Genomic DNA, 11,092 nt, shown 5'->3' with positions numbered 1-11,092 from the left:
CAGCAGCAGAGAAGCGAGATTATGCGGTACAGCGTGCAGCTCGTCAACCCCTTCTTTTTCTCGTTTCGCTCTGCTGTTTTGTCAGCACTGCGTTGCGAGGGACAGAACTATAGCAAAGGGATCGCCATACCGCAAGGCCTGTTTTTACAAACCCTCGAACTTCGGTGCCCGTTTTTCCAGGAAGGCATACATGCCTTCGCGCTGGGCAGGGGTGCCGAAGCCCGCGTGGAACAGGCGGCGCTCGTAGTTCACGCCCTCGGATAGCGTGGTTTCAAAGGCGCGATTCACGCAATCCTTGATCTGCATGGCGACGGAAACCGGCATCTGGGCGATTCCCTGGGCGATCTCCAGCACGGATTCGATCAGCTTGTCGGCCGGGACCACCCGCGACACCAGGCCGATACGCTCCGCTTCGGCAGCGTCGATCATGCGGGTGGTCAGCAACATATCCATGGCCTTTGACTTGCCGATGGTGCGCGGCAAGCGCTGGGTGCCGCCTGCGCCCGGAGTTACGCCGACCTTGATTTCAGGCTGGCCGAACTTGGCGCTGTCCGCTGCAACCAGGAAGTCGCACATCATGGCCAGCTCGCACCCGCCGCCCAGCGCGAAGCCGGCCACCGCGCCGATCACCGGCTTGCGTACTTTCAGGATGTGCTCCCAGTTGCGGCCAATATAGTTGTCCCGGTGGGTATCCTGATAGGTGTAGTCCTTCATTGCGGCGATATCGGCGCCAGCGGCAAAGGCTTTTTCGCTGCCAGTCAGCACGATCACGTGGATTGCAGGGTCTTTCTCGAACTTGGCGAAGGCCTCACCCAGCTCATTCATCATATTGTCGTTCAGGGCATTCAGCGCCTTGGGGCGGTTCAGACGGATCAGTGCCACTTTTTCATGCACTTCCACGAGCAGGTCCTGGTATTCCATTTATTCTCCTCCAGTCGGTTAACTATCGGGCAATTGTAGCTGTTGTGGTCGAAGCGCGCGCCTGTGAATCGGGGGCAGACCTACACTGGACAAAGGAATTTGTCAGGAGAACCGCCATGTTCAAATCGATTTTGCTGCCCACCGACGGCTCGCAACTTTCGGAACGGGCTACCCAGACCGCGATCGAGTTTGCCAAGATCCATGGCGCGCGTATTACTGCGGTGTCCGTGGTTCAGCCCCTGCCCTTCGTGCCGCTGGCTGATGCGGCCGTGCTGCCGGATCCGGGGGCCTTCGACCGCGAAATGCGGCGGAATGTGCAGCTCGGCCTGGATAAGGTGCTGGCTGCCGCCAGCGCTGCCGGCATCGAGTGCGAAACAGTGCTGGGCGAGGCGATCAGCCCTTATGAGGTGATCGTCAGGACTGCAGAGGAACGCCATTGCGACATCATCCTGATGGCGTCCCATGGCCGCACCGGCTTAAACAGGCTTTTCCTCGGTAGCGAAACGCAGAAAGTCCTCGCCCACACACATTTGCCGGTACTCGTGCTGCGCTAACGGGCCAGCTTGGGCAGCAGCACCCAGATATTGCCGCGCTGTTTCATGCGGCCGGCAAGATCTGCCGCTTCCGAGCCGAAGCCGAAGAACAGGTCGAGGCGAATCGCACCCTTGATGGCGCCACCCGTATCCTGCGCCAGCATCAGCCTTTGCAGCGGCATCTCGTCGTCGCCTGGCAGCGTGGTATTCAGGTAGACCGGCGCACCCAGGGGAAGCTGGCTGCGGTCGATCGCGACGGAACGCTGCGGCGTCAACGGCACGTTCAGCGTGCCTTTCGGCCCGACTTTCGGGTCCGGCAGCTTTTCTTCCTTGAAGAAGACATAGCTCGGATTCGCGTTGAACAGTTCCTGCTGGCGCGTCGGATGGCCATCGATCCAGGCCTTGATGCCTTGCGCGGTGGCTTGCTCGAGCGTCAGCTCTCCCTTCTGCACCAGCCATTTGCCGATCGACTGGTAAGGGCGGCCATTCTGGTCGGCGTAGGCAACACGCACGGTATCGCCGTCAGGCAGTTGCACGCGGCCGGAGCCCTGCACCTCCAGGAAGAAGGCCTCGACCGAATCGTCCACCCACAGCAATTCGTTGCCCGGCAGGCCTGCGCGGCTGATCTCCTCTCGCGCCGGATAGGGCACCACGCGCTTGCCTTTCAGGCGGCCGCGCACGCGCTTGCCGGCCAGCTCGGGGTAGACCGAGCCGACGTCGATAATGACCATATCGTCCGGCACTTTATATAAAGGGGTCTTGTATGGGCCACCCTTCTTGCGGGCGCCCCGCAGCAGCGGCTCGTAATAGCCGGTAATCAGCCCGGTGTTGCTGCCGTCCGGCCCAACCACCTGATGCGGGTCGAAGAAGGACTCAAAGAACAGGCGGATGGCAGCCTGGCTGTTGGCATCCACCGTTTTGGCGATGGCGCAAGGCTCTTTCCAGTCTGCGCCGCCTGCCAGCTTGGAGCAGGACAGCATGAAGGCCGGCCATGCGGCGCGCAGGTCGTCACGGTCCCAACCGGGCAGGTCGGAGAAGCGGACCGGGATGAATTCGGCCTTGGCGGGTGCAGTCGGCGCCGCGGGCACGGTCGGCTGTGCCGGCGGCTGGGTGGGCGCGGCCGGTGCGGTTGGCGTAACTGGCGCAGGCTTGCTTGGTGGAGATGGCTGCGTCGCGCAGCCGGCCAGCACTAACGCGACGGCGGTGGCGCAAACGGGTAAACTACGGCGTGTCAAAAACATGAGGTGTTGTCTATGATTTATCTGATGCTTGAAGCGCTGGTGGCGCTCTTCCTTCTGGTGTTCATCGTCTGGTGGACGCTGCCATCCAACAAAAAGAAGAAGGACGGCGACAAGTAATTAGTGCAGGGCTCGCGGCAGCGACAGCACGAATTCCGGAATCCTGGTCTCGAACTGATGGCCATCTTCGGCCACGCAGAAATATTCGCCATACATGGAACCCTGCTGCGTGCGCAGTTGCGTGCCGCTGGTGTATTCAAACACTTCGCCTGGCGCCAGCAATGGCTGGTGGCCCACCACGCCCAGTCCGCGCACTTCTTCAATATGGTTGTTCGCATCGGTGATCACCCAGTGGCGGGAAATCAGCTGGGCAGGCACAGTGCCGGTGTTCTTGATGGTAATCGTGTAAGTAAACACGAAATTGGTGCGGTCCGGATTGGACTGTTCCGGCAGGTACTGGGTGCGTACCTCGACCGCAAACTCATACTGGGCCATAAGGGTTTCCTTCATAACAATTGGGCAATTCTAGTCCAAGCAATCGGACAGCGTCCGCACGGAAGCGTAAAATAACGCATCTTTTTTCACAGCCGACCAGCCATGACTACATTCCGTATCGCTCCCAGCATCCTGTCCGCCGACTTCGCCCGCCTGGGCGAAGAGGTTCGCAACGTTGTTGCAGCCGGTGCCGACATCATCCACTTTGACGTCATGGACAACCACTACGTGCCGAACCTGACCATCGGTCCGCTGGTATGCCAGGCAATTCGCCCGCACGTGCAAGTGCCGATCGACGTGCACCTGATGGTCAAGCCGGTCGACCGCATCATCCCTGATTTTGCCAAAGCCGGCGCCAACATCATCACCTTCCACCCGGAAGCCTCCGATCACATCGACCGCTCGCTGCAACTGATCCGCGACAACGGCTGCAAGGCCGGCCTGGTTTTCAACCCTGCCACCCCACTGAGCTACCTGGACCACGTGATGGACAAGATCGACATGATCCTGATCATGTCGGTGAATCCGGGCTTCGGCGGCCAGTCCTTCATCCCGCAGGCGCTGAAGAAGATCGCCGAAGCGCGTCGCCGCATCGACGAATCCGGCCGCGACATCATGCTGGAAGTCGACGGCGGCATCAAGATCGACAACATCAAAGCGGCAGCAGAAGCTGGCGCCGACACCTTCGTGGCCGGTTCCGCGATCTTCGGCCAGCCTGACTACAAGGCCGTGATCGACGCAATGCGCGGCCAACTGGCTTCGGTGTAATCGCATGGCAGCGGTCCTGCGCGGAGTAAGGGCCGCCATCATTGACCTCGACGGCACCATGCTCGACACGATGCCGGACTTCGAGGTGGCCATCAACCTGATGCGCGAAGAACTGGGCCTGGCGCCGATTGGCGTGGCGCAGATCGAGCTGATGGTCGGCAAAGGCTCCGAGAACCTGGTACGGCGCGTGCTCGCACTGGACTACGGTGAAGAAGGCGTTGAACGCCTGTTCGCCCAGGCGATGGAGGCTTACCAGCGCCATTACCTGGTCATCAACGGCCGCCACAGCGAGGTGTATGCCGATGTGATGGCGGGCCTGCAGGCGATGAAAGCCAGCGGCCTGCGCCTGGCCTGCGTCACCAACAAGCCGGTAGCCTTCGCCAAACCGCTGCTCGCGCTGAAAGGCCTGGACGGTTATTTCGAGGTGCTGTTCGGCGGCGACTCCTTCGAAAAGAAGAAGCCGCACCCTATGCCGCTGTTGAAGGCCTGCGAATTCTTCGACCTGCCGCCGGCCCAAGTAGTGGCGATCGGCGACTCCTCAAACGATGCGGAAGCGGCCCGCGCGGCCGGCTGTCCTGTGCTTACTGTGCCATATGGATATAACCACGGAGTGGGTATACATGAAACAGATTCCGATGGTATAGTTGACACGCTTCTTCATGCAGCTGAACTGATTTCACGCGCAAACTAGACCGATGTTTCTCAACAAAAGACACAATGTAACCCACCGGGGCTCGATTGAGGCCTGGCTGTGGCGACGCTGGCAATCCTGACTTAGTCCTGATTGCTGCCGGCGCACGCGCATGTGTTCCGGCAGGTTTTTTGCAACCTACCGCCCCCACCCTATCCTGCGGCGGAACGGAGAGACACATGACCGAACTCGAATTCAAATCCCTGGCCGCGGAAGGCTATACCCGTATCCCTTTGATCGCGGAAGCTTTCGCCGACCTTGAAACCCCGCTCACCCTGTACCTCAAGCTGGCCCAGACCCAGAACTACGGCAAGAACACCTTCCTGCTGGAGTCGGTGGTAGGCGGCGAGCGCTTCGGCCGCTACTCTTTCATCGGGCTGCCGGCCAACACCATCCTGCGCAGCACCGGCAAGCTGACCGAGATCGTCAAAAACGGCCAGGTGATCGAGACCCATGAAGGCAATCCCCTCGAATTCATCGAGCAATACCAGGTGCGCTTCAAAGTAGCCGTGCGTCCCGGCATGCCGCGCTTCTGCGGCGGCCTGGCCGGCTACTTCGGCTACGACACCGTTCGCCATATTGAAAAGACCCTGGCCAGGACACAGCCAAAGGACGACCTGGGCCTGCCGGAAATCCAGCTGATGGTGACGGAAGAACTGGCCGTCATCGACAACCTGTCCGGCAAGCTCTATCTGATCGTCTACGCCGACCCGCAACAGCCGGAAGCCTACTCCAAAGCGCGCCAGCGCCTGAAAGACCTGCGCGCCCTGCTGCGCCGCGGCGTCGATGCGCCGGTGACCACGCCTTCGGTACGCACTGAAACCATCCGCGACTTCGCCAAAGAAGATTACCTGAAGGCGGTCGCCAAAGCACACGAATACATCCTGGCCGGTGATCTGATGCAGGTGCAGATCGGCCAGCGCATCCGCAAACCGTACGTGGATTCGCCGCTCACGCTGTACCGCTCCCTGCGTTCGCTGAACCCCTCGCCTTACATGTACTTCTACAATTTCGGCGACATGCAGATCGTCGGTGCGTCGCCGGAAATCCTGGTGCGCAACGAGACGCTGCCGGACGGCGAAAAGAAAGTCACGCTGCGCCCGATCGCCGGCACCCGCACGCGCGGCAATACGCCGGAACGCGATGCGGCCCTGGCGGAAGAACTGCTGAACGATCCGAAGGAAGTGGCGGAACACGTCATGCTGATCGACCTTGCGCGCAATGACCTGGGCCGCATCTCCGAAATCGGCAGCGTGAAGCTGACCGACAAGATGGTGATCGAGAAGTACTCGCACGTACAGCACATCGTCTCCAACGTCGAGGGCAAGCTGAAGAAAGGCATGTCCAACCTGGACGTGCTGCGCGCGACCTTCCCTGCCGGCACCCTGACCGGCGCGCCGAAAGTGCGTGCGATGGAAATCATCGACGAACTGGAAATCTGCAAGCGCGGCATCTACGGCGGCGCCTGCGGCTACCTGTCCTTCGGCGGCGAAATGGACGTGGCAATTGCGATCCGCACCGGCGTGATCAAGGACGGCATGCTGTATGTGCAGGCCGCCGCCGGCATCGTCGCCGACTCGATCCCGGAAATGGAATGGCAGGAAACTGAAAACAAGGCGCGCGCCGTGCTGCGCGCAGCCGAGCAAGTGCAAGATGGCCTGGATGGGGAGTTCTGAAATGCTGCTGATGATCGACAACTACGACTCCTTCACCTACAACATCGTGCAGTATTTCGGCGAACTGGGCGAAGACGTGCGCGTGCACCGCAACGACGAGATCACCATCGCTGAAATCGAAGCATTGAATCCCGACCGCATCTGCATCTCGCCGGGCCCAAAAGACCCGTCGCAGGCGGGCATCTCGCTGGAAGTGCTGAAGCACTTCGCGGGCAAGAAACCTATCCTGGGCGTCTGCCTGGGACACCAGGCCATCGGCGAAGCCTTTGGCGGCAAAGTTATCCGAGCCAAGCAAGTCATGCATGGCAAAACTTCTCTTATCGCGCATACGGGTGTCGGCGTGTTCCAGGGCTTATCCAGCCCGTTCACGGTAATCCGCTACCACTCTTTGGCAATCGAGCGATCCTCGCTGCCTTCCTGCCTGGAAGTGACAGCATGGACCGACGACGGCGAAATCATGGGCGTGCGGCACAAGGAATACGACATCGAGGGTGTGCAATTCCACCCTGAGTCCATCCTGTCCCAGCACGGCCACGCCTTGCTGAAGAATTTCCTCGACCGCAAATAAGAGAAGGAAGCATCATGGCAATCACGCATCAAGAAGCACTGGTTCGCTGCATCGAACACCGTGAGATTTTCCACGACGAGATGCTGCACCTGTTCCGCCAGATCATGTCCGGTGAAATGTCGCCTGTGATGATGGCGGCCCTGATCATGGGCCTGCGCGTCAAGAAGGAAACCATCGGCGAGATCACCGCTGCGGCGCAAGTCATGCGCGAGTTCTCGACCAAGGTGCCGATGGCCGACACCACCAACCTGGTGGACATTGTCGGCACCGGCGGCGACGGCGCCCATACTTTCAATATTTCTTCCGCCTCGATGTTTGTCGCCGCTGCCGCAGGCGCGCGCGTGGCCAAGCATGGCGGGCGTTCCGTGTCTTCCTCTTCGGGCAGTGCGGACCTGATCGAATCGCTGGGCGCCAATATCAACCTGAAGCCGGAGCAGATCGCGCAGTCGATCGCGCAGACCGGCATCGGCTTCATGTTCGCGCCCAACCACCACGCCGCGATGAAGCATGTGGCGCCGGTGCGCCGCGAACTGGGCGTGCGATCGATCTTCAACATCCTTGGCCCGCTGACCAATCCTGCCGGCGCGCCGAACATCCTGATGGGCGTGTTCCACCCGGACCTGGTCGGTATCCAGGTGCGCGTGCTGCAGCGCCTGGGCGCGCAGCACGCGGTGGTGGTGTACGGCCGCGACAACATGGATGAAGTGTCGCTGGGCGCCGGCACCATGGTGGGTGAACTGGTCAACGGCGAGATCCGTGAATACGAGATCCACCCGGAAGATTTCGGCCTGTCGATGATCGCTTCACGCAACCTCAAGGTGGCCGATGCGGTGGAATCGAAGGCGCGCGTGATGGAAGCGCTGCGCGGCGAACCGGGTCCCGCTTCGGACATCGTGGCATTGAATGCCGGTACCGCCCTGTATGCGGCGGGCATTGCGTCCTCGATCGAGGACGGCCTGGCACGTGCCCGCACGGCTGTCTCTTCCGGCGCTGCGGTGGCCAAGCTGGAACAGTTCGTCCGCGTGACCCAGGAACTCGGCCGGGAGGGCTAAGCGATGTTCGGCATCCATGACCTGACGCTGTTTGTAATCTCCGGTCTGCTGCTGAACATCATGCCGGGACCGGACTCATTGCTGATCATGGCGCGCAGCGCCACCCAGGGCTGGCGCGCCGGTTGCGCGGCGGCGCTGGGGATCGGCGCCGGCACCATGGTGCACATCGGCGCGGCAGCGCTGGGCTTGTCGGCAGTGCTGGCCACCTCGGCCACCGCCTTTACCGTCGTCAAATGGGTCGGTGCAGCTTACATCGTCTGGTGCGGCATCGGCATGCTGCGCGCACGGCTAAAGCGCGACGCTACAGCCGGTGCTGCGCTTGCACCGAGCACCCCGCCGGCCGCCCAGCCCTTCCGCAAAATCTTCGCCCAAGGCTTCCTGACCAATGTGCTGAACCCGAAGGTCGCGCTGTTCTTCCTGGCTTTCGTACCGCAGTTCATTGATGCTGGCGCGGCCAACAAACCGCTGGCCTTCCTGGTCCTGGGCTGCATATTCAACTTCAACAGCATGCTGTGGTGTAACGGCCTTGCCGTCTTCACCGCCTTCGCGAGTGCGAAGCTGAAGGTCAAACCGCTGGTGGCACTGTGGCTGAACCGCGTGACCGGCAGCCTGTTCATCGCACTCGGCGCACGCCTGGCCCTGTCCGAACAACATTGAGAACCATATGTCCGATATCCTGAACAAAATCCTGGCCGTGAAGGCCGACGAAGTAGCAGCCGCCAAGAAGCACCGCAGCTTGCAATCGCTGCGCGACGAAGTGGAAGGCGACAAGGAATTGCGTGCAAGCCTGCGCGGCTTCGAAGCCAGCCTGCGCCAGAAAATCGACGCCGGCCAAGCCGGCGTGATTGCCGAAGTGAAGAAAGCATCGCCATCGAAAGGCGTACTGCGCGCCGACTTCCGCCCTGCCGAAATCGCCGACAGCTACGCCAAGGCCGGCGCCGCCTGCCTGTCCGTGCTGACCGACGTGAACTTCTTCCAGGGCTGCAACGAATACCTGCAGCAGGCACGCGCCGCCTGCGATATTCCCGTGCTGCGCAAGGACTTCATGGTCGACATGTACCAGATTTATGAAGCCCGCGCGATGGGCGCCGACTGCATCCTGCTGATCGTGTCGGCACTGGACCATGGCCTGATGGCGGAAATGGAAGCCTGCGCCCACGAACTGGGCATGGACGTGCTGATCGAATCGCACGACGGCGACGAACTGACCGCTGCGTTGAACCTGAAAAGCCGCCTGATCGGCATCAACAACCGCAACCTGCGCACCTTCGACGTCACGCTGGACACCACGCTCGACCTGCTGTCGCGCATCCCGCCGGAACGCATGGTGATCACCGAGTCCGGCATCATGGCCCCGGCCGACGTACAGCGCATGCGCGAACGCGACGTGCACGCCTTCCTGGTTGGCGAGGCCTTCATGCGCGCGCCCGACCCTGGAGCCGAGCTGCGCAAGCTGTTCAATTAAATCCGCAACGCGCCGATTTCATGGCGCCCGCGCGGCGCCATTCAGTAAACAGGCCCATCGACTTGGGCTCGAAAATAGTCAGGGTCTGGCCGTCCAGGCTAAGCTTGAAGGTCTCGATACGTTCCACCTTCATCCATGGCTTGTCGGCCAGCGGCACTTGCCACACGAAGTTGCGGTTACGTACGGACCATTCGCCCTCTTCCTGTTTTACCTTGTCCTCCTGGCCTTTCAATGGCAGGACAAAGTAATTGCCGTCATCGCGCATCAGCACCCTGCCATTCGGGCCAAGTTTGCTCGATTCCCAGATGCCGACAATGGCGCAAGGCTGCGGGTGGCTGCCAAGCGCTGCGTCGATGTATTTTTCCGCCGCCTGCCGCCCAAGGCCGACCAGGCCAGCCACACCCAGCGCTGCAATCAAACCGATCGTGGTCGAAGGAAGAATCCCGGTACTGCCGCCGCGCAAGCGGACAATATCGTCATACGACGCGCCGAACCAGCCGGTGCCAACTTCATTCTCGCGCAGCGCCACTTTGCCGCGCCTGATCAGCAGCAGCAATACCAGGATATTGGCAAGCGGGATGATGATGAAGATCATCGCCAGGATGCGCATCACAATATTCGACCCTGCGCCCTTGGACAGCCGGTAGACGCCAGCCATAGCCAAAACGGTCACGACCAGCGCCAGCATGCCCCTCGGCCATCCGGCCAAGCCGCGGATGAAGTATGCCGAAACGAGGTAAAGCACGGTCGCAAAGACCGTCAGGCGCAAACCATCTGCCAGCATGAAGAGGCGCGCATCGGCGCCGGAATCGGCCGGGGCATACGGTTCCGGCTCCGGCTCACGCGATCGCGGCGGCATGGCGGATTTGGCTTCCGCCGCTTGCAGCGACAGGCCGCCAGCGGCCGGCGCCCGCTTCGCCTGGGCAGGCCGGGCTGGCACCGGGTTGGGCGGCGGAGGTTTCGGATACTCCTCCCGGTCGTGTTCCGCTGCCAGCGTAGCGTGGCAACCCGCGCGCTCTTTCAGCGCATCCACGTAGTACTGGGCCTGGCTGCGCGGCACGCCTTTTTTGACGACCTTGCGGCGCCCACCCGACAACAGTGCCAGCATTTCCGTGATCGGCTTGTTCATCAAGGCGGCAAGGCGGTTGGCGGCGTCGCCCAGCGCCACGCCCGGCGCGGGGCCCTCGAGAACGACCTGGTAGCTTGCAGGGCGATGCACTTTGCCGGTCTGGTTATCCACCACGGCCAGCCCGAATTCACCGGCAAGGTAAAGCACATGCGGCACGACTTCGTCGCGGCGATGCGTCACTGCCAGGCGTCCCGCATCACCGGCGAAGTGGCTATCCGACCAGGGCGCATCCGGGAACAGCGCGAGCAAGGCGTCATGAAAGCGCTGCAACGAGGCGGACGGCGGCAGTCCGCCGCTGTCTTGCCGCAACTTGTTGATAAAGGGGAAGACGTCCAGGTCTGCCTCCGGAAGGGCGACCGACGCCAGTTGGATCTGGTAACTCATGCAATTAAATTAAACTACTATCAAGCCATGGTAAATTACTACGAGGCAAAGATAAAGTTTCTGGAGACATGAAAACGACAAATCGCCCCGCCGGCCGGCGGCCGATTCGTGTTTTCGGTGTTGCGGAGGAGGAGGATCGGCTGGCAGCGCAGCGCTGGCCAGCCGTTGTGAT

Annotated in this window: 12 protein-coding genes; 8 read left to right on the top strand and 4 right to left on the bottom strand. The window is 61.4% G+C overall.

What is annotated here, in order from left to right; all coding sequences use genetic code 11:
* Window positions 1-144 precede the first annotated feature (144 nt).
* On the bottom strand, window positions 145-921 hold the full coding sequence (locus ASE26_RS17730) for an enoyl-CoA hydratase (protein ID WP_055938534.1): 777 nt from the start codon (window positions 919-921) through the stop codon (window positions 145-147).
* Window positions 922-1,037: 116 nt separating this feature from the next.
* On the opposite strand from ASE26_RS17730, the gene ASE26_RS17725 reads away from it, so the two are divergent.
* A complete protein-coding gene (locus tag ASE26_RS17725) occupies window positions 1,038-1,475 on the top strand; it encodes a universal stress protein (RefSeq protein WP_055938531.1) in 438 nt (145 codons plus the stop codon).
* Here the strand turns inward: ASE26_RS17725 and ASE26_RS17720 are convergent.
* Both ASE26_RS17720 and apaG read right to left on the bottom strand, forming a co-directional pair.
* Window positions 1,472-2,695, bottom strand: coding sequence for a murein transglycosylase A (locus ASE26_RS17720; protein ID WP_057246646.1), 1,224 nt, complete (start codon window positions 2,693-2,695; stop codon window positions 1,472-1,474). The genes ASE26_RS17725 and ASE26_RS17720 overlap by 4 nt on opposite strands.
* Window positions 2,696-2,812: 117 nt before the next feature.
* A complete protein-coding gene (gene apaG / locus ASE26_RS17715) occupies window positions 2,813-3,187 on the bottom strand; it encodes a Co2+/Mg2+ efflux protein ApaG (protein WP_055938524.1) in 375 nt (124 codons plus the stop codon).
* Between the two features lie 102 nt (window positions 3,188-3,289).
* On the opposite strand from apaG, the gene rpe reads away from it, so the two are divergent.
* The 7 genes from rpe to trpC all read left to right on the top strand — a co-directional run bounded on the left by rpe (window position 3,290) and on the right by trpC (window position 9,407).
* Window positions 3,290-3,955: a ribulose-phosphate 3-epimerase gene (gene rpe, locus ASE26_RS17710; protein WP_055938521.1), complete on the top strand. Its 666-nt coding sequence runs from the start codon at window positions 3,290-3,292 to the stop codon at window positions 3,953-3,955.
* A gap of 4 nt (window positions 3,956-3,959) precedes the next feature.
* On the top strand, window positions 3,960-4,646 hold the full coding sequence (locus tag ASE26_RS17705; protein ID WP_055938518.1) for a phosphoglycolate phosphatase: 687 nt from the start codon (window positions 3,960-3,962) through the stop codon (window positions 4,644-4,646).
* 179 nt (window positions 4,647-4,825) lie between these two features.
* A complete protein-coding gene (gene trpE, locus ASE26_RS17700) occupies window positions 4,826-6,322 on the top strand; it encodes an anthranilate synthase component I (RefSeq protein ID WP_057246645.1) in 1,497 nt (498 codons plus the stop codon).
* Between the two features lies 1 nt (window position 6,323).
* Window positions 6,324-6,890: an aminodeoxychorismate/anthranilate synthase component II gene (locus ASE26_RS17695; protein WP_057246644.1), complete on the top strand. Its 567-nt coding sequence runs from the start codon at window positions 6,324-6,326 to the stop codon at window positions 6,888-6,890.
* Between the two features lie 14 nt (window positions 6,891-6,904).
* Complete coding sequence (gene trpD / locus ASE26_RS17690; protein ID WP_057246643.1) at window positions 6,905-7,942, top strand: anthranilate phosphoribosyltransferase; 1,038 nt, start codon at window positions 6,905-6,907, stop codon at window positions 7,940-7,942.
* Window positions 7,943-7,945: 3 nt separating this feature from the next.
* The gene (locus tag ASE26_RS17685) at window positions 7,946-8,599 is read left to right on the top strand and encodes a LysE family translocator (protein WP_055938505.1); all 654 of its coding nucleotides are present in this window, start codon (window positions 7,946-7,948) and stop codon (window positions 8,597-8,599) included.
* Window positions 8,600-8,606: 7 nt separating this feature from the next.
* Window positions 8,607-9,407, top strand: coding sequence for an indole-3-glycerol phosphate synthase TrpC (trpC, locus tag ASE26_RS17680; protein WP_057246642.1), 801 nt, complete (start codon window positions 8,607-8,609; stop codon window positions 9,405-9,407).
* Here the strand turns inward: trpC and ASE26_RS17675 are convergent.
* Complete coding sequence (locus ASE26_RS17675) at window positions 9,400-10,920, bottom strand: hypothetical protein (protein WP_057246641.1); 1,521 nt, start codon at window positions 10,918-10,920, stop codon at window positions 9,400-9,402. The two genes, trpC and ASE26_RS17675, sit on opposite strands and share 8 nt — an antisense overlap.
* Between the last annotated feature and the right edge of the window lie 172 nt (window positions 10,921-11,092).

Origin of the sequence: Duganella sp. Root198D2 (genome assembly GCF_001428585.1) — a bacterium.
Taxonomy (GTDB): Bacteria; Pseudomonadota; Gammaproteobacteria; order Burkholderiales; family Burkholderiaceae_D; genus Rugamonas.
The sequence above is the reverse complement of the archived record's forward strand: the minus strand, read 5'-3'. Positions and strand labels throughout refer to the sequence as shown.